This window comes from Lysobacter sp. M15, assembly GCF_022662515.1.
GTDB lineage: Bacteria > Pseudomonadota > Gammaproteobacteria > Xanthomonadales > Xanthomonadaceae > JAKPBU01.
In genome coordinates, this window is sequence record NZ_JAKPBV010000008.1 from 82667 (window position 1) to 100931 (window position 18265).

The window sequence follows — 18265 nt, forward strand, 5'->3', positions numbered from 1 at the left end:
AATCCGGCCGAAAGCAGCCGCCTCCGTATACTAGCGGGCCTTTGCGCAGGCGCTTGCGACGCATGGCCGGATCCACGTTCCAGGGCATCACTTTCCAAGACCTCATCCTCAAGCTCAACGCGTACTGGGCGGCGCAGGGCTGCGTGCTGATCCAGCCGCTGGACCTGGAAGTCGGCGCCGGCACCTTCCACCCCGCCACCTTCCTGCGCGCGCTCGGCCCAGAGCCGTGGAACGCGGCCTACGTGCAGCCCTGCCGCCGCCCCACCGACGGCCGCTACGGCGAGAACCCCAACCGCCTGCAGCGCTATTACCAGTACCAGGTGGCGATGAAGCCCAATCCCGACAACATCGTCGAGCTGTACTTCGACTCGTTGAAGGCGCTGGGCATCGATCCGCAGGTGCACGACCTGCGCCTGGTCGAGGACAACTGGGAATCGCCCACGCTCGGCGCCTGGGGGCTGGGCTGGGAGGTGTGGTTGAACGGGATGGAAGTCACCCAGTTCACCTACTTCCAACAGGCCGGCGGCCTCGAGTGCCGGCCGGTGCTGGGCGAGATCACCTATGGCCTCGAACGCCTGTGCATGTACCTGCAGAACGTGGACAACGTCTTCGACCTGGTCTGGACCCACGGCCCGGACGGTACGCCGGTGACCTATCGCGACGTCTACCACCAGAACGAGGTGGAGCAGAGCGCGTACAACTTCGAACACGCGGACGTGGCCGAACTGTTCCACCGCTTCGACGCCTGCGAAGCCGAGGCGCTGAAGCTGGTCGGACTGGGCCTGCCGCTGCCGGCCTACGACCAGGTGTGCAAGGCCAGCCACAGCTTCAACCTGCTCGATGCGCGCCGCGCGATCAGCGTGACCGAACGCCAGCGCTACATCCTGCGCGTACGCAAACTCGCGCAGGCAGTGGCGGAGGCCTACCACGCGCAGCGCGAGAAGCTCGGCTTCCCCGGCCTGAAGCGCGCCCCGCAGGAGGCCGCATGAGCATGCAGCCGCTGCTGATCGAACTGGGCACCGAAGAGCTCCCGGTCAAGGCCCTGCCCGGCCTGGCGCAGGCGCTGTTCGATGGCGTGCTCGAGGGACTGGGCAAGCGCGGCATCGGCTTCGAACGCGGCAATGCCAAACCGCTGTACAGCCCGCGCCGGCTGGCGGTGATGCTGCCGGGCGTCGCGACCGAGCAGCCGGAGCAGGCCTCCGAAGTCCCGGGTCCCTACCTCAACATCGCGCTCGATGCCGACGGGCAGCCAACCAAGGCCCTGCAGGGCTTCGCCGCCAAGGCCGGCGTCGACTGGACCCGGCTCGACCGCGTCACCGACGCCAAGGGCGAGCGCTTCGTGCACCGCTCGGTGCAGGCCGGAGCCAGCACCGCCAGCCTGCTGCCGGAGCTGCTGCGCGAAGCGGTGGCCTCGATGCCGATCCCCAAGCCGATGCGCTGGGGCGACCACGATTACGCGTTCGCGCGCCCGGTGCACTGGCTGGTCATGCTGCTGGGTCGCGACGTGGTCGAAGGCGGTCTGTTCGGCGTCAGCGCCGACCGCATGAGCCGCGGCCACCGCTTCCTGCACGACAAGACCGTGTGGGTGTCCGCGGCCGGCGATTACGTCGACGCGCTGCGTGCGGCCAAGGTGCTGGTCGATCCGGACGAACGGCGCACGCGCATCGAGCACCAGGTGCACGCGGCGGCGCAGACGGTCGGCGGCGTCGCCCGCGTCGACGCCGGCAACCTCGAACAGGTCAACTGTCTGGTGGAATGGCCGAGCGCGGTGACCTGCTCGTTCGAAAGCGACTTCCTGGCCGTACCGCAGGAAGCGCTGATCGCCACCATGGAGACCAACCAGAAATTTTTCCCGGTGCTCAGCGACAGCGGCCGCCTGACCGCGCATTTCATCGGCATCGCCAACATCGAGTCGAAGGACGTGGCCGCGGTGCGCCAGGGCTACGAACGCGTGATCCGCCCGCGCTTCGCGGATGCGAAATTCTTCTTCGACGAGGACCTGAAGCAGGGGCTCGCCGCGATGGGCGCGGGCCTGGCCACGGTTACCTACCAGGCCAAGCTCGGCACCGTGGCCGACAAAGTGGCGCGCGTAGCCGCGCTGGCGCAAGCCATCGCACCGCAGGCCGGTGTCGATCCGCGGCTGGCGCGCCGCGCGGCGGAACTGTCCAAGAACGACCTGCAGTCGCGCATGGTCAATGAGTTCCCGGAACTGCAGGGCATCGCCGGGCGGCACTATGCCGCCGCCGCGGGCGAAGCGCCCGAGATCGCGCTCGCGATCGACGAGGCCTACCAGCCGCGCTACGCCGGCGACGACATCGCGCTCTCGCCGCTGGGCAAGGTGCTGGCGATCGCCGAACGCCTGGACACGCTGGCGGGTGGATTCGCGGCGGGGTTGAAGCCGACCGGCAACAAGGATCCGTTTGCGCTGCGGCGCAATGCGCTGGGGTTGGCGCGGACGATCATTGAGAGTGGCTTCGATCTCGACGCACGCGGTCTGATCCATCAAGCGATTGTCGGTCTTCCCGACGCAATGCAACCCCATGCCGATCGAAACACCGAGACAATGGGACAGGATCTGTTCGATTTCATCCTCGATCGACTGCGGGGGTACTACGCCGACACGGATGTTCCAGTGCAGCATTTCGAAGCAGTGGCAACAAGAATCCGGTCGATTGCAAACGCCTCGCTCTACGACTTCGACCGCCGCATCGACGCCATCGGTACGTTCGCGCAGCTGCCCGAGGCCGGAGCGCTGGCGGCGGCCAACAAGCGGATCGGCAACATCCTGAAGAAATCCGATGTGGTCGTGGCCGAGACCGTCGACCACGACCTGCTGACCGAGCCGGCCGAGCGTGCGCTGGCCGAATCGGTGGAAGCGGTGTATGCCGAAACCGGACACGCGCTGGCGCACGGCGATTACGTCGATGCCCTGGCCCACCTCGCGCGGCTGCGGCCGCAGGTGGATGCATTCTTCGATCAGGTGATGGTCAACGTCGACGACGAGAAACTCCGCCACAACCGTCTCGCCCTGCTCAAGCGCCTCGCCGACCGCCTTGGCAGCGTGGCCGCGATCGAGCACCTGTCCACGTAAGGCGCGTGGAGCGTCCTTCGACTCCGCATCGCAGCGCGAGGCAGGCATCGCCACCAGAGATGAGCGGCCGACGCCCTTCGACTTCGGCGCTACGCGCCTACGCTCAGGGCGAACGGATTTGTTTCGCGCCTGCAACGCCAGAGAGGCGCACAAGAGCGAGTCGCCAAGATCGCAAGGTTTTGTTCCAAGCAACAGCCCATGCTCATGGAGGAGCGGATGTCCCGGAACCACAGGCTGCGATCCGCATTCGCGGTTAATCCGATCTTGACGTCGCCCGGGTATCCTCGGCCGATGCGCGCCCTCCCCCGTCTCCTTGCCTTCGCGGCGCTGTCGATTGCCGCGATGCCGGCGATGGCGGTGAAGATCGAGCGGATCCAGATCCAGGGCCTGGACGAGGCCATGACCGAGAACGTGCGGGTCAGCCTGTCGCTGCAGGATTCGATCGGCAAGGTGGTGTCGGGGCGACGCATGGCTTATCTGGTGCGCGTGGCCGAGGACGAGACGCGCGAGGCGCTGGAGCCGTTCGGCTATTACTCGCCCAGCATCACCATCCAGCGCAGCGACCGCAGCGCGCCGGAAAGCGATACGGCCGGCGTAGCCCCACGCGCGCAGGCAACTGGCGCGGCGCCTGCGTCCCGCGAACCGGACCCCAACCGCCCGGTCAGCATCACCATCACGGTCCGGCCCGGCGAGCCGGTGAAGGTGCGCAACGAAACCGTGGCGATCGAAGGCGACGCCAGCGACGACCGTTACCTCAACGAGGAAATCGACGCGTTCCTGCCGCAGCCCGGCGCGGTGCTCGACCACGTGCAGTACGAAGCCAGCAAGGCGCGCATCACCCGGCGCCTGGCCGAGCGCGGCTATTTCGATGCCGACTTCATCGCCCACCGGGTCGAGGTCACACGCGCGCAGAACGCGGCGGACATCGACCTGCGCTGGACCAGCGGCGATCGCTACGACATGGGCCCGGTCAGTTTCGCGCAGACGCCCAGGCAGATCGTCCGCCCGCAGCTGCTCGACAAGCTCGTGTACTGGAACGAAGGCGAGTACTACCACCAGGGACGCCTGGACCGGCTGCGCGATTCGCTGCTGAAGCTCGATTACTTCAGCGCGATCGACATCGAGCCGCGGCCGGATGAGGCGGTGACCGTGGCCGAGGAAGACGGCAGCACCAGCCGCCGGGTTCCCGTCATCGTCACCCTGACGCCGGCCAAGCGCAGCATCTACACCGCCGGCGTGAGCTACGGCACCGACAGTGGCCCCGGCGTGAGCTTTGGCGTGGAGCGGCGCTACGTGAATTCGCGCGGGCACAAGGCGCTGGCGCAGGTGGACTGGGCGCAGAACCGCAAGACCGCGACCCTGCAGTACCGGATACCGGCCTTCGCCTGGCTCGACGGCTGGTACACCGCCAGCGCGCAGTTCGCCGACGAGCAGACCGACTACATCGATACGCGCCGGGTCGAGCTGGTCGGCAGCCGCAGCGGCCAGTACAACCGCAAGCTCAACCTGATCGCTTCGATCCATGCCCTGCGAGAGCGCTGGGCCTACGAGTACGAGAGCGACGGCGATCCGGATACGCCCGTCGTCTACCGCTACGCGAACTACTTCTTCCCTGCACTGCGCGCCGAGTACGCCGATATCGACGATCGCTTCGCCCCGCGGCGCGGCATCGGCGGCACCGTGATGGTCCGTGCCGGCAGCGGCAAGGGCGACGACTCCGGTGGCGATGCGATGTTTGCCCAGGCGCACGTGCGCGCCAGCTGGTTCAAGGGCCTGGGGCCGAGCGATCGGCTGATCGTGCGCGGCGAACTGGGCCATACCTTCACCGACGCGCTCAACGACCTGCCGCCGAGCCTGCGTTTCTACGCCGGCGGCGACCGCAGCATCCGTGGCTACAACTGGCGCGAGGTCGGGCCGCGCGTGTTCGACGACGAAGGCGACGTGGCCTTCGCGCTGGGCGCCAGGAATGTGATCACCGCGAGCGTCGAGTACGAACGCTATTTCGCCGGACCCTGGGGCGCCGCGGCTTTCGTCGACACCGGCGACGCCTTCGATGGCGGCAGCCCCGACATGCACACCGGCGTGGGCATCGGCCTGCGCTGGAAATCGCCGGTGGGACCGATCCGCATCGACATCGCGCGTGGTCTCGACGATCCGGATTCGCCTTTCACCTTGCACCTCAACATCGGAACGGATCTCTGATGGCCTTGCGCTGGCGCCGCCGCCGACTTCCCGACGACCTGACGCCCGAGGAGCGGGAAGCCCGCATCGCCGAACTGCGCGCGCGGCGCAAGGCACGCATGCGGATGCTGGCGATCCGCAGCGCGCTGGGTTCGGTGGCGGTGATCGTGCTCGCCGCGGTGCTGGGTTGGTGGCTGTTGAGCACGCTGGGCGGGCGCGATTTCCTGCTGGCCCAGGTCAAGGCGCGCCTGCCCGAGGGCACGGAGCTGTCGTGGTCGCGCGCCGAAGGTCCGGCACGCGGTCCGATGGTGCTGCACGACGTGCGTCTCGTGGCCCGCGGCTGTCCGGCGGTGAACGAAGAGCCGGTCGCCTACCCGGACTGCCAACATCCGCGCGTGACTACCTTCGTCGCCAAACGCGTGGTGCTGGATCCCGCGATTCGGCCGCTGTTCGGCAAGCGCCTGCGGCTCGATGCGCTGGACTTGAGCGACGCCACGCTCGATCTGCCCGATGCCGACGAGCCGTTCGAGTTGCCGAAGTGGCCCGACGCGCTGCCGCAGATCGCGCCGCCGCTGGCGCTGCAGGCCGACACCATCCGCATCGACCGGCTCAGGCTGACCCGCCAGCGCGAACACCTGATCGACCTGCGCAGCGTGCGCGGCGGGCTGGATGCCAGCACCGGCCGCGTGCACGTCGAACACCTGGCCGTGGACAGCGACCTGGGTCGCTTCAGTGCACACGGCGACTACGCGCCGAAGGACAACTACCGCACCGACCTCACCGTCACCGCGGTTTTCCCGCGCAAGCCGGGGTTATCGCCACTGCGCGCCACGCCGCCGCGCATCGGGCTGGTGGCGCGCGGCGACCTGGCCAGGATGGATGTCGGCATCGCCGGCGCGGTGCCCAAGCCGCTGCGTGCCACGTTGAGCCTGCGCGGCGCGGACACACCCACCTGGTCGTTGCGTGCGAACACGCAGGGCCTGGACCCGGCCATGCTGGCCGGCGACGACCCGTCACCGGCACCGATCCTGTTCGAGCTGCGCGCCGACGGCATCGGCGGCAGCGCGCGGCTGCAAGGTCGTTTCGAGCAGGGCACGCTGCGCGCGGTGGTGCAGCCTTCGCGGCTGAAGCTGCGGGACCAGGTGCTGGCGTTCGAGCCGCTGATCGTGGACGTGTTCGCCGGTCGCGTCATGGTGCGCGGCAGCGGCGACTTCGGCGACCGCGGGAATGCGGCCCGTCTGCGTTACGCGGTCAATGCGCGCGGACTGCGGTTCGGAGGCACGCCAACGCCGACGCCGACAGATCCACTGCCCGAGCCCGCGCCAGAAATCGTGGCCGATGCCGATTTCGGCATCGCCGGCACGCGCGCGTCATGGGCGGCGATCGGCAATGCGCGCATCGTCCGCGACGGCGAACGCGCCACCGTGCAACTCGACGGTCGCGGCGATGGCGAACGCCTGACATTGCGCACGCTCAGTGCGCAGATGCCGACCGGCCGATTGGATGCCACCGGCGTGCTCGGCTGGTCGCCGGCCACGAACTGGAAGCTCGATGCGCAGTTGGCCGGCTTCGATCCGGGCTATTTCGCCGCCGGCTGGAATGGTGCGATCAACGGCACGCTGGCGACGCAAGGCAAGGCGCGCGACGGGGGCGGCTTCGACGCCACCGCCGGGCTCACCGGCCTGGGTGGCACCCTGCGCGGCCGCGCGCTCAGTGGCAATGCCGATGTCGTTGTCGAAGGTGAACGCTACAACGGCAACGTGCTGCTGGGCGTGGGCGACGGCCGGCTGCAGGGCAAGGGCAGCTATGTGGCCGGCGCCGACACGCAGTGGCAGGCGGACGCCACGCTGCGCGGCTTCGACCCCGGGCTGTTCCTCGACGACTGGAGCGGCGCGGTCGACGGCGATCTGTCGACCACCGGCAAGCGCCGCGCGGACGGCGCGCTCGACATCGCGGTGGATGCCGAACGTCTCGGCGGCACCCTGCGCGGGCGCCGGCTCAGCGGGCGCGGCAACGTGGACCTGGTGCTGCCCGCGCAGGGCGCGCTGTCCGGCAGCGGCGACATCGCCATCGGCATGGGTGCGAGCCGGGTCGATGCCAAGGGTCGGGTGGCCGACACGCTGGACGTGGACGCGACGCTCAGCCCGCTGCAGCTGGACGATGTCATGCCTTCCAGCATCGGGCCCGGGATCGGCGGCAGTCTGCGCGGCACGCTGCGTCTGACCGGCGCACGCGCCGCGCCCGATATCGACGCCGACCTCACCGGCGAGGCGCTGCACTACGGCGACTACCGGGCCGATGCGCTGACCGCCCGGGGCCGCCTGCCCTGGCGCGGCGGCGACGGCCATCTGGAAGTGCGGGCGCAGGGACTCAACGCCGGCCTGGCCTTCGACAGCCTGCGCCTGGATGCGCGCGGTGCGATCGAAAACCTGCAGCTCGATGGCGACGCACAGAGCGAACTGGGACGGATCGCGCTGGCCGGCAGCGCGCTCAAGCGCGGCGCCAGCTGGAGCGGGACCCTGCAGAGCCTGCAGCTGGATCCGACGCGCGGCGCCAACTGGCGACTCACCGCGCCCGCGCGCTATGCGCAGAACGCAAACAGCTGGTCGCTCTCGCGCAGCTGCTTCGCCTCCAGCGCCGGCGGCTCGCTGTGCGCCGATGCACAGTGGCCCGGTCGCGGCCTGAATCTCAACGGAGACGGCTTGCCGCTCGCCCTGCTGACGCCCTACCTGCCCGAACGCGAGGATCGCAGGCCGTGGCTGCTCAATGGCGACGTTGCATTGACGGCATCGTTGCGGCCCGACGGCAATGCCTGGACCGGGCGCGCGCAGCTGCGTTCGGCGCAGGGCGGGATCCGCATGAGCGAACGCGCGCGCAACGACCTGATCGGCTATCGCGATCTGACCCTGGACGCCGAGTTCGATCCGCAGCGGATCACCGGCACGCTCGGCACCGGCCTGTCCGACGGCGGCCGCGTCGATGCGCGCGTGGCCACCGGCTGGGACGACCTGGCGCCCCTGTCGGGCCAGATCGCGGTCGATACCAGCGAGCTGACCTGGATGGAACTGTTCTCGCCGGACATCGTCGATCCCACCGGCCGCCTTGCCGGGCGCATCACCCTGGGCGGCACCCGCGGCACGCCGTCGCTGGGCGGGCAGGCGCGGCTGACCGGCTTCCGCACCGAGCTGCCCGCGCTCAACATCGTCCTGACCAATGGCGACGTGCGCCTGGTCGCGCAACCCGACGGCAGCGCGCGGATCGTGGGCGCGGTGCGCTCGGGCGAAGGCGTGCTCAGCATCGATGGCGGCCTCAACTGGCGCAGCGGCGACGCACCGCTGGTGCTCAATCTTCGCGGTGAGAACGTGCTCGCCTCCGACACCCGCGACGTGCGCGCGGTGATCGATCCGGATCTCGTTGTGCGCTATCAGGCCGGGCAACCGCTGACGGTCACCGGCACCGTGACCGTGCCCGAGGCGATGCTCGAGCTCGAGCATCTGGATGAAGGGGTGTCGGCGTCCGACGATGTCGTGGTGCTCGATCCGGCCGATCCCGAAGCGACGCCAGCCACGCCGCTGGCGCTGGACCTGACCCTGGCGATGGGCGAGGACGTGCGGCTCAAGGGCTTCGGCCTCGACGGCCAGCTCGGCGGGCGGTTGCGGGTGCGCGCGGTGCCCGGGCGCGAGATGACCGGCAGCGGCGCGCTCGAGGTCGACGGCCGCTACACCGCCTACGGGCAGAAGCTCGACATCACCCGCGGCCGGCTGCTGTGGAGCAATACCGCGATCTCCGATCCGATCCTGGACGTGCGAGCGGAGCGCGAGGTCGGCGAGGTCACCGCCGGGATCGCGGTCACTGGGCGCGCCTCGGCCCCGGAAGCCAACGTCTACAGCAACCAGGCCGGCAGCCAGTCCGATGCGCTGGCTTACCTCACCCTGGGCCGCCCGCTGTCCGGGCTGTCCGGCGAGGAATCGCGCGACGTCAGCGCCGCCTCCGCCGCGCTCACCGCCGGCGGCAGCGTGCTCGCCTCGCAGCTCGGCGCCAGCATCGGCCTGGACGACGCCGGCGTGCTGCAGTCGCGCACCGCCGGCAGCGTGTTTGGCGTCGGCAAATACCTCTCGCCGCGCGTCTACGTCGGCTACGGCGTCTCGCTGCTGGGCACCGGCCAGGTGGTCATGCTCAAGTACCTGCTGCGCAAGGGCTTCGACATCCAGATCGAGTCCTCCAGCGTGGAGAACCGCGGCTCGGTCAACTGGCGCAAGGAGAAGTAAGCTGGGCCCGGTTTCGGCAAGGGGATGCGCATGAAGGGCTGGTGGTGGCTGCTTGGATTGGCAGCGAGCTGGAACGTGCAGGCAGGCACGCCGTTACCCGACGGGCCGCATATCGTCGTGTCGGGCGAAGCGAAGGTTTCGGTGAAACCCGATTCGGCGCGCATCCGTTTCGATTTCGAGCACCGTGCGCAAAGCCCACTGCCGGCGAAGCAATCCGTCGACTCCTCAGTCAATACGCTGCTGGCAGTGTTGCAGGGCTATGGCATCGCAGACGCCGACATCTCCGCATCCGATCTCAACGCAGCCGAAGACGTCGAGTACACGGATTCGGGAAAGCGCGTGTCCAATGGCTACGAGGCGACACGGAGCGTCACCGTCGTGCTGAAGGAGATCGACCGGTTGAACGAGCTTCTCGACGACGGACTTCGGTCCGGTGCCCGCGAGATCGGCACGATCGTGTTCGAATCGCGTCGGGCGGAGGATCTGCGCGAACAGGCAAAGCTCGAAGCGGTGGCGGAGGCCAGAGCCAAGGCCGCGGACATGGCCAAGGCCTTCGGCGCAGGCATCGGGTCGGTCTACAGCATCGACAGCGTGGGCTCGCATCTCGCCAGCGGTTACGGCGCCACGACGCTGGATAGCATCGTGGTGACTGGTTCCCGCGCAGCCGGCGGCAGGTATCTGCAACCCACGGTCGAATATGCGGCGAGTGTCAGCGCGGTGTTCGAGCTGCTTCGCTGAGATCTGCCGTGGCATCGATGTCTTCGCCGGAACCCAGCCCGGATCTCACGGCACATCGCTTGCAGCGGTTGGGCTTGGCCGAACCCGTCTTCGATACGCCAGAAGCCGTGGTTTCCTGGCTCGGCGCAGTGCAGGCGCAGGACTGGTACGGCTCGCTATGGGCAGTGGGCTCGCGCATGCGCGCGGCGAGCGAGTCGACGATCGAACAGGCGATCGCGGACGGCAGCATCGTGCGCACCTGGCCGATGCGCGGCACATTGCATTTCGTGGCGCCGGCCGACGTGCGCTGGATGCTGCAGCTGCTCGCACCCCGGGTGGTTGCCGCCAATCGCGCGCGGATCGAACGCGACTTCGGTCTTGACGAGTCCACGCTCAAGCGCAGCCGCAGGATCGTGGAAAAGGTGCTGGGTGTAGGCCAGCCAATCGCGCGCACCGATCTGTACGCCGCGCTCGACGCCGGCGGCATCGGCACCGAACGCATGCGCGGCATCCATGTCACCGGCTGGCTGGCGCACCACGGCGTGATCTGCGGCGGGCCGCGCGTCGGCCGGCAGCCGACCTTCGTCCTGCTCGACGCCTGGGTCGCACCCACGACGCCAAAGACCCGTGACGAGGCGCTGCATACGCTTGCCTTGCGCTACTTCCATTCGCACGGGCCGGCGACCGCGCAGGACCTGGCCTGGTGGTCCGGGTTGACGGTCAGGGACGCGCAACTGGCGGCCGCACTGGCAGAACCCGAGCTGCAGGTGCTGGAGGTCGCCGGGAAGCGCTACCTGCACGGCGACACGGCCGAACCGATGCCTGCGGGCGGCGTGCATCTGCTCGCGCCGTTCGACGAATACCTGGTCGGCTACCGCGACCGCCGCGCGGCCGTGGAACCTGCGCTGAGCCGACAGGTGATCGGCATCAACGGCCTGGTCAATGCCTCCGTGCTGGTCGACGGCAAGGTGGTCGGCACCTGGAAACGTGTCCTGGGCAGGGACGGCGTATCGATCGATGTCGCGCCGTTTCGCGCGCTGCGACGTGGCGAGCAGGCGCCGCTGAAGCGCGCGATGAAGCGCTACGCCGCGTTCATCGGCAAGAAGCTGCTGTAGGAGCGCCTCTGGGCGCGACCGCACAGCACAGATCAGGTCGCGCCCACGGGCGCTCCTACAGGACTTTGGGCGTGTACACCGCGCCGTGCAGGCTCGCCGTGCCGCCGGCAACATCGGTCCAGACGAGATACGCCTTGCCTTCGCGCAAGGCCAGCTGCGGGAAACCGGTGCCGCGGCCGCGGCCCTGCAACCTGGCCACTTCGACCTTTTCGATCTGTTTCGACAGGTCCGGTGCATAGCGCGCCAACCACAGCGACTGGCCGGCATCGCCCTCGCGCAGCCACAGCACCCAGGCATTGCCGGCATCCAGGGCCACGTCGACCCGGCCCTGCACGGTGTCGTCCTGCTCCAGCACCAGCGGCGCGGAGAAGCTGTCGCCCGCATCGGTGCTGCGCGCGAGCTTGACCGTCGGCTGATCGCCGGCGCCGGTGTACCAGGCCACGACGACCTCATCGCCACGCGCCGCCACCGACGGGCCGTTGACCGGGCAGGCCGGCATCTTCCACTGGTCGGCGAAGACCGGCTTCGACGGACTCCATGCCTTGCCATCGAAGCGGGCGACGTGGATGTCGCGGATCTCGTCCTCGGTGCGGTCGCGATAGACCAGCAGCGGGCCTTTCGCGGTGAGCGCGGCGTCCGTCTGGCAGCAGTCGCAGACCGACGCATCCAGCTCGACCTCGCCGTCGGTGCGCAGCGAGCCGTCGAACACCGCGCTGCGCAGGGTCATCGCACCCGCGCCATGGCCGTCGTGCCCGGTCTGCGCATGTCCAGCGGCGGCCACCATGTTGCGTCCGTCGAGCCAGGCGATGCCGAGCCGGTCGTTGCCCTGCGGCCACATCGAGACGAAGCCGTGTTCGCTTACCGTGCCGTCGGCGTGCGGGCGCAGCGGCTCGCTCCAGTTCATGCCGTCGTTGCGCGAGGTGCTCAGCAGCACGTCGTAGGACGCACCGGCTTCGGCCGACTTCTGCAGCCATTGCACCCAGAGAGCGCCATCGGGCGTGGCCAGGATATGCGGCGTGTCGGCCCAATTGACCACGAAAGAGGCACCGATCGCGATCGTCTTCGGACCCTGCCAGTGCCCGGCAGGGCTGAACTCGGCGTATTGCAGGCGGGTGCGGCGGCCAGGCTGGGTGTCCAGCCAGCTGAGCAGCAGCCGGCCGTCCGGCGCGGTGACCAGATCGGGCTGGGCGGCGCCGGGCGCAGCGGGCAGCGTCCAGGCCTGCAGGCCCGGCTGGGTCGAGTCGCCGGCCGTCGCGGGGGCTTCGTCACGCGAACAGCTCGCCGCAGCCAGGGTGGCAACGAGCACCGTCAGTTGCAGGATCGTCTTCATCGGCGCAGGTTACCGCAGTCGCCGTTCCGGGCTGCACCGGATTCCACGCCGCCCATGTTCACCACCATCGCCAGCTATCACGATCCGATCGAGGCGCATATCGCCTGCGGCCGGCTGCGCGCCGAGGGCATCGACGCGCACGTGGCCGACGACCAGATGGCGGTGGCGAACTGGGAATGGCGGCTGGCGGTCGGCGGCACGCGGCTGCGGGTGGCCGACACCGATGCCGAACGCGCGCGGTCCGTGCTGCGTGAACTCGACGCTGGCGGGTTCGCACTCGATGTGGATGCCGCGGGCGAGCGCGCGCTGCAGCTGCCCGAACGCGAGTCGCTCTCCAGCCGCATCGCCTGGGTCGCGTTGATGCTGTTCAACATTCCGCTGCCGTGGCGCCGGCGCAACAACGACGATGCCGTGCGCGAGGCATGAGATCTCTACCGCCTTACGCCACCTGAGCCTGCTTCCTGCGGGTCAGGTGCACCAACAGTAGCGAAATAGCGGCCGGCGTCATGCCGGGGATGCGCTGAGCCTGGCCTACCGTTTGCGGGCGCACGCGTTCGAGCTTCTGCCTGACTTCCATGGACAGCCCGCGCACGGCGGCGAAGTCGAAAGCTTCCGGGATCGCGGTACCCTCGTTGCGCTGTTGCCTTGCGATCTCCTCGCGCTGGCGATCGAGATAGCCCGAGTACTTCGCTTCGATCTCGACCTGCTCGGCCACTTTCGCATCGTCGACGCCTGGCCCCAGCGTGGGCACCGAGACGAGCCGCGCGTAATCGAACTCGGGTCGCTTGAGCAGATCGAGCGCGTTGTTCTCGCGCGATACGGCGATGCCCGTGGCGGCTTCGATGTCGCGGCCCAGCGCATTGTTCGGTGCCGCCCACAGCCCGCGCAGGCGCGCGGTTTCGGCGGCGATGGCGTCGCGCTTGCGCGCGAACGCCGACCAGCGCGCATCCTCGACCAATCCCAGTTCGCGCCCGATACCGGTCAACCGCAGGTCGGCGTTGTCCTCGCGCAGCTGCAGCCGGTATTCGGCGCGGCTGGTGAACATGCGGTAGGGCTCGCTGGTGCCATGGGTGATCAGGTCATCGACCAGCACACCCAGGTAGGCCTGGTCGCGGCGCGGCGACCAGGCGTCCTGCTGCCGGGTGTAGAGCGCGGCGTTGAGCCCGGCCAGCAGGCCCTGCGCCGCAGCCTCTTCGTAACCGGTGGTGCCGTTGATCTGGCCGGCGAAGAACAGCCCCGACACCGCCTTGGTTTCCAGCGAGGCCTTGAGTCCGCGCGGGTCGAAGAAGTCGTATTCGATCGCGTAACCGGGGCGCGTGATATGCGCCCGCTCGAACCCGCGGATGCTGCGCACCAGGTCCAGCTGCACATCGAACGGCAGTGAGGTGGAAATGCCGTTGGGGTAGATTTCCATGACTTCCAGGCCTTCGGGCTCGACGAAGATCTGGTGACTCGCCTTCTCCGCGAACCGCACCACCTTGTCCTCGATCGACGGGCAATAGCGTGGCCCCGTGCCTTCGATCTGGCCCGAGTACAGCGGCGAGCGGTGCAGCGCGCCGCGGATGATTTCGTGGGTGCGTTCGCTGGTATGCGTGATCCAGCACGAGACCTGGCGCGGGTGGTCCGCCTGCGAACCGGTGAACGAGAACACCGGTCTCGGATCGTCGCCAGGCTGTTCCTCCATCACCGAATAATCCAGCGAACGGCCGTCGATCCGCGGCGGCGTGCCGGTCTTGAGCCGATCGATCGCGAAGGGGCGTTCGCGCAGGTTCCGCGCCAGCGTGGTCGCGGGCGGGTCGCCGGCGCGGCCGGCCGCGTACTGGGTTTCGCCGACGTGGATCTTGCCGGCCAGAAAGGTTCCGGCGGTGAGCACCACCGCCGGCGCCTCGAAGCGCAGCCCGGTCTGGGTGATGGCGCCGTGCACGGCGTCGTTGTGGATGAGGAGATCGTCGACCGCGCCCTGGAACACGGTCAGCCCGGGCTGCTGCTCCACTGCACGGCGGATGTAGGCGCGATACAGGGTGCGATCGGCCTGGCAACGCGTAGCGCGTACCGCGGGACCCTTCGAAGCGTTGAGCGTGCGCCACTGGATGCCTGCAGCATCGGCTGCCCGCGCCATCACCCCGCCCAGCGCGTCGATTTCCCTGACCAGATGTCCCTTGCCGATGCCGCCGATGGCCGGGTTGCAGCTCATCGCACCGACCGTTTCGATGCTATGGGTCAGCAGCAGGGTGCGGGCACCGGCGCGCGCGGACGCCAGCGCCGCCTCGGTGCCGGCGTGGCCGCCGCCAATCACGATCACGTCGTAGCGGTGGAATGCGTGGTTCATGCTGCGAAGAATGCCATGGCGGGCGACGGGGGCAGGACAGTTGGCACGGTCCGTGCGTAATCCTCAGGGCACCCGATGTGGCAAGCGCGGGGGCGCTAGGGCCGGGTATGGAACAGGGACCGGTCGAGCGCACGTCGGGGGAGCCAAGGGGCCGGATGTCGGGGGACGTCCGGCCCCTTTTTTTGTCCGTTGTCCGGTCGCTGGCGGCCTGAAGCCGCGAAATCGTCCAGCCAGCCGCTGGAGGTTTAGGCGCCGACGCCCGACGGGGAGCGGAACAGGGGGGATCCGGGAATCCCCGCCGGGTGTCGACATAGGGTGAACTCTACCCGATGTACGTCGGAATGCGACGCAACCGGTCAACGGTCGCTAGGGTGCGGGGATCGCGCCCGCTGCGCAAGACCGATCAGGGCTCCTGAGCGCGACGCAGTTCTCGTTCCGAGCGCGCGCGTGGCGCTGGCGCCCGCGCCGGCCGCTGCGGGACGGCGCGGCGCTCGACATTTCTGGACGGGGCATCCACGCGCGGCGTTACGTTTCTTGGCGGCGCTGCGATGCGCGGGGTAGGTCGCTGGATCACGCCCTGGCGCGGGCTGGGCGTCGCCAGCCGGCCGACCGCGCCCGGCTGGGTCTCCTGCCGGCGGCGCAGCATGTCGCCACCATCGTCGGCCCAACGCCGCCACGGTGGCTTGCCGCCGTTGTTGTCGCCATCGCCGTTGTCGTTGTCGTTGTCGTTGCCGCCATGGTGGTCGTCATCGTCGTCGTGATCGCCGTGCCCATGGTTGTGGCCGTCGCCGTGATAGTGGCCGCGCGGGTAGTAGTAATAGGGATAGCCGCCGTACCCGTAGCCGTACGGATAGCCGTAGGCGCCGCCGTAGTAGCGGCTGTAGGGATATCCGTAGCCGTAGCTCGCACCGCCGTAGTACCGAGCCGCGGGACGACCGTAGTAATAGCCGCCGTCGTTGTAGCCGTCGCTATAGCCATAGCCGGCCGTCACGCAGCCGCCAAGCAGCGCCGCGCACATGGCGGGCAGAAGAAGTTTGCGGATCATGTCGATCGCCCCTGTGGATAACTCACTGCAGCTTCGGCCCGATGCATTGAATGCGTGCTTAATTCCGGCGGTCGATCGACATCATGCCTGAACGCGTTTATCGGGATCGGCTAGGCTGAGGGCATGTCGCGTTCGCCAGCCACTGTCTCCGTGTCCCACGAGTCCCTGCCCGACGCGGCCGACGTCCTGTCCGCGGCCGCCCGGATCGCGCCGCATGCGCACGTCACCCCCGTCTTGCGCATGGCCTCGATCGACCAGCAGGCCGGCTGCCAGCTGTATTTCAAGGCCGAACACCTGCAGCGCGCGGGCGCGTTCAAGTTCCGCGGCGCCTGCAACGCGGTGTTTTCCCTCGACGAAGCCCATGCCGCACGCGGCGTGGTGACCCACTCCTCGGGCAACCACGGCGCCGCGCTGGCCCTGGCCGCGCGCACCCGTGGGATTCCTTGCCACGTCGTGGTGCCCGAAGGCGCCGTGGCCAGCAAGCTGGCCGCGATCGAAGCCTATGGCGCGACGCTGCACCGCTGCGCGCCCAGCATCGCCGCGCGCGAAGCCGAAGCCGCGCGCGTCCAGGCGCGCACCGGCGCCGAACTGGTCCACCCGTATGCCGATGCCAGGGTGATCGCCGGCCAGGGCACTGCGACGCTGGAGCTGCTTACTGCCGTCCCCGCGCTCGACGTGGTGGTGGTGCCGGTGGGCGGCGGCGGCCTGGCCTCGGGCACGGCGATCGCGGCGGCGGCGCTATCCCCGGGCACCCGCGTGGTCGGAGCCGAGCCCAGCGGAGCGGCCGATACGATCGCGTCGCTGGCGCGGGGCGAACGCGTCACCGAATTCACCCCTGAGACGCTCTGCGACGGCCTGCGCGGCACCTTGGGCGCGCCCAACTTCGCGCTGCTGCGCAGCCATGACGTCGAAGTGATCGCAGTCGACGACGCCGACACGATCGCGGCCATGCGCCTGTTCTGGCAACGCGGCAAACAGCTCGTGGAACCCTCGTCGGCAATCGCGCTGGCCGCGGTGCTCACCCAGCCGGCGCGCTTCGCCGGGCTGCGCGTCGGCGTGATCCTGAGCGGCGGCAATGTGGATCTGGATGCCCTGCCCTGGCGCTGATTGCGCCCGACCTACCGTGAGAATCCACCATGAATCACGACCGCCAATCCGCGATCGAGCAGATCCAGCGCTACTACGACGCCTTCAACCGCGGCGACTGGACAGCGATGCTCGATTGCCTGCACGCGGACGTCGTGCACGACCTCAACCAGGGTGCGCGCGAAACCGGACGCGAGGCCTTCGCCGCATTCCTGCAGCGCATGGACGCCAGCTACCAGGAGCAGCTGCGCGACATCGTGGTGATGGCAACCGACGATGGCGGCCGCGCCGCCGCCGAATACGTGGTGCATGGCCGCTATCTGCGCAGCGACGAGGGCCTGCCGCCTGCGGACGGACAGACCTATGTGCTGCCCGGTGGCGCCTTCTTCGAGCTGCGCGACGGGCGCATCGCGCGCGTGACCAACTACTACAACCTGCAGGACTGGATCGCGCAGGTCGAGGGCTGACTTCGGCGGTTCGGCGCAAAGATCCGATCGCATCGGTCTTGAGCGCCGATGCCTACGACGCTACTGCAGCGGAATCTGCCGCAATCCCTGGTCCAGCAGCAGCCGCGTCACCATCGCCCGCTCCGGCTGCGGGCGGTCCGCCAGCACGTCCAGCATCTGCCCCAGCGATCGGCAGCGTGCATCGCGCGGTGCCCCCGTCGACAGGCCGGCGCTGAATCCGTCGTGCAGCATCGCCGCACGCGCGCCGTTGGCCCTGAGCGCCTGCGCCGCGGCGGCCTGGTCGTACGCCTGCGGCTGTCCCTGCAGGCCGGCGACCAACGCGTTGGCGATCGAATCGACGAAGCGCTGGCGGCTGGCGCCGCTCAGGCGCGTCGCCACCTCGTTCAGGGCGTTGATCCCGCGGTCCGCCTCGGCGTCGAACAGGCCGCAGATCGCCTCGGCTTCCTGCGGCTGGCGCATCGACCCGTGCAGCGCATGGAACAGGCCGTCGATCTGGGCGTCCGGCGTGCGCACCAGCACGTCCTGCACTTCGCCCATCAGCGCGCCGGGGTCGAAACCGTCTAGGCCTTGCTGGGCGTGGCCAGCAGCCGGCAGGGCCACCGCAACGGCAAGCAGCGCGAGGTGGAGCAGACGCAT

13 protein-coding genes are annotated in these 18265 nt (G+C 69.1%); 9 read left to right on the forward strand and 4 right to left on the reverse strand.

What is annotated here, in order from left to right:
* Nucleotides 1-62: 62 nt before the first annotated feature.
* The 6 genes from glyQ (at nucleotide 63) to MC380_RS07370 (ending at nucleotide 11372) form a co-directional block, all read left to right on the forward strand.
* The gene (glyQ, locus tag MC380_RS07345) at nucleotides 63-989 is read left to right on the forward strand and encodes a glycine--tRNA ligase subunit alpha (protein WP_242102245.1); all 927 of its coding nucleotides are present in this window, start codon (nucleotides 63-65) and stop codon (nucleotides 987-989) included.
* Nucleotides 986-3091 (forward strand): glycine--tRNA ligase subunit beta, encoded by a 2106-nt coding sequence (gene glyS, locus MC380_RS07350; RefSeq protein ID WP_242163937.1) that lies wholly within the window; start codon nucleotides 986-988, stop codon nucleotides 3089-3091. The genes glyQ and glyS overlap by 4 nt, the downstream gene beginning before the upstream one ends.
* 342 nt (nucleotides 3092-3433) lie before the next feature.
* Entirely contained in the window at nucleotides 3434-5293 is a 1860-nt protein-coding gene (locus tag MC380_RS07355) for an autotransporter assembly complex family protein (protein WP_343223551.1), read from the forward strand.
* Entirely contained in the window at nucleotides 5293-9540 is a 4248-nt protein-coding gene (locus MC380_RS07360) for a translocation/assembly module TamB domain-containing protein (RefSeq protein ID WP_242163941.1), read from the forward strand. The genes MC380_RS07355 and MC380_RS07360 overlap by 1 nt, the downstream gene beginning before the upstream one ends.
* A gap of 30 nt (nucleotides 9541-9570) precedes the next feature.
* Entirely contained in the window at nucleotides 9571-10278 is a 708-nt protein-coding gene (locus tag MC380_RS07365) for an SIMPL domain-containing protein (RefSeq protein WP_242102241.1), read from the forward strand.
* A 74-nt stretch (nucleotides 10279-10352) separates the two neighbouring features.
* Nucleotides 10353-11372, forward strand: a complete 1020-nt coding sequence (locus tag MC380_RS07370; RefSeq protein ID WP_242102240.1) for a winged helix DNA-binding domain-containing protein — start codon at nucleotides 10353-10355, stop codon at nucleotides 11370-11372.
* A gap of 55 nt (nucleotides 11373-11427) precedes the next feature.
* Here the strand turns inward: MC380_RS07370 and MC380_RS07375 are convergent, their stop codons facing one another.
* Complete coding sequence (locus tag MC380_RS07375) at nucleotides 11428-12702, reverse strand: sialidase family protein (RefSeq protein WP_242102239.1); 1275 nt, start codon at nucleotides 12700-12702, stop codon at nucleotides 11428-11430.
* A gap of 54 nt (nucleotides 12703-12756) precedes the next feature.
* Between MC380_RS07375 and MC380_RS07380 the strand changes: the two genes are divergently transcribed.
* Nucleotides 12757-13128, forward strand: coding sequence for a DUF2007 domain-containing protein (locus tag MC380_RS07380; RefSeq protein ID WP_242102238.1), 372 nt, complete (start codon nucleotides 12757-12759; stop codon nucleotides 13126-13128).
* A gap of 13 nt (nucleotides 13129-13141) precedes the next feature.
* Here the strand turns inward: MC380_RS07380 and mnmG are convergent, their stop codons facing one another.
* Together mnmG and MC380_RS07390 are read right to left on the reverse strand one after the other, a co-directional pair.
* The gene (gene mnmG, locus MC380_RS07385) at nucleotides 13142-15031 is read right to left on the reverse strand and encodes a tRNA uridine-5-carboxymethylaminomethyl(34) synthesis enzyme MnmG (RefSeq protein ID WP_242163943.1); all 1890 of its coding nucleotides are present in this window, start codon (nucleotides 15029-15031) and stop codon (nucleotides 13142-13144) included.
* A gap of 403 nt (nucleotides 15032-15434) precedes the next feature.
* The gene (locus MC380_RS07390; RefSeq protein WP_242163945.1) at nucleotides 15435-16076 is read right to left on the reverse strand and encodes a hypothetical protein; all 642 of its coding nucleotides are present in this window, start codon (nucleotides 16074-16076) and stop codon (nucleotides 15435-15437) included.
* A 123-nt stretch (nucleotides 16077-16199) separates the two neighbouring features.
* Here MC380_RS07390 and MC380_RS07395 point away from each other — a divergent pair, with 123 nt between their 5' ends.
* Together MC380_RS07395 and MC380_RS07400 are read left to right on the forward strand one after the other, a co-directional pair.
* Nucleotides 16200-17183: a pyridoxal-phosphate dependent enzyme gene (locus MC380_RS07395; protein ID WP_242102235.1), complete on the forward strand. Its 984-nt coding sequence runs from the start codon at nucleotides 16200-16202 to the stop codon at nucleotides 17181-17183.
* A 29-nt stretch (nucleotides 17184-17212) separates the two neighbouring features.
* Entirely contained in the window at nucleotides 17213-17629 is a 417-nt protein-coding gene (locus tag MC380_RS07400) for a ketosteroid isomerase-related protein (protein ID WP_242102234.1), read from the forward strand.
* Nucleotides 17630-17689: 60 nt separating this feature from the next.
* On the opposite strand, the gene MC380_RS07405 is transcribed toward MC380_RS07400, so the two are convergent.
* Complete coding sequence (locus MC380_RS07405; protein ID WP_242102233.1) at nucleotides 17690-18265, reverse strand: hypothetical protein; 576 nt, start codon at nucleotides 18263-18265, stop codon at nucleotides 17690-17692.

Excerpts from the sequence above, each read along its gene's own strand:
- MC380_RS07375 (WP_242102239.1), bottom strand. The coding sequence starts at position 12,702 with ATGAAGACGATCCTGCAACTGACGGTGCTCGTTGCCACCCTGGCTGCG.
- mnmG (WP_242163943.1), bottom strand. The coding sequence starts at position 15,031 with ATGAACCACGCATTCCACCGCTACGACGTGATCGTGATTGGCGGCGGC.
- MC380_RS07360 (WP_242163941.1), top strand. The coding sequence starts at position 5,293 with ATGGCCTTGCGCTGGCGCCGCCGCCGACTTCCCGACGACCTGACGCCC.
- MC380_RS07355 (WP_343223551.1), top strand. The coding sequence starts at position 3,434 with ATGCCGGCGATGGCGGTGAAGATCGAGCGGATCCAGATCCAGGGCCTG.
- MC380_RS07395 (WP_242102235.1), top strand. The coding sequence starts at position 16,200 with ATGTCGCGTTCGCCAGCCACTGTCTCCGTGTCCCACGAGTCCCTGCCC.
- MC380_RS07390 (WP_242163945.1), bottom strand. The coding sequence starts at position 16,076 with ATGATCCGCAAACTTCTTCTGCCCGCCATGTGCGCGGCGCTGCTTGGC.
- MC380_RS07365 (WP_242102241.1), top strand. The coding sequence starts at position 9,571 with ATGAAGGGCTGGTGGTGGCTGCTTGGATTGGCAGCGAGCTGGAACGTG.
- MC380_RS07380 (WP_242102238.1), top strand. The coding sequence starts at position 12,757 with ATGTTCACCACCATCGCCAGCTATCACGATCCGATCGAGGCGCATATC.
- glyQ (WP_242102245.1), top strand. The coding sequence starts at position 63 with ATGGCCGGATCCACGTTCCAGGGCATCACTTTCCAAGACCTCATCCTC.
- MC380_RS07400 (WP_242102234.1), top strand. The coding sequence starts at position 17,213 with ATGAATCACGACCGCCAATCCGCGATCGAGCAGATCCAGCGCTACTAC.
- MC380_RS07405 (WP_242102233.1), bottom strand. The coding sequence starts at position 18,265 with ATGCGTCTGCTCCACCTCGCGCTGCTTGCCGTTGCGGTGGCCCTGCCG.
- glyS (WP_242163937.1), top strand. The coding sequence starts at position 986 with ATGAGCATGCAGCCGCTGCTGATCGAACTGGGCACCGAAGAGCTCCCG.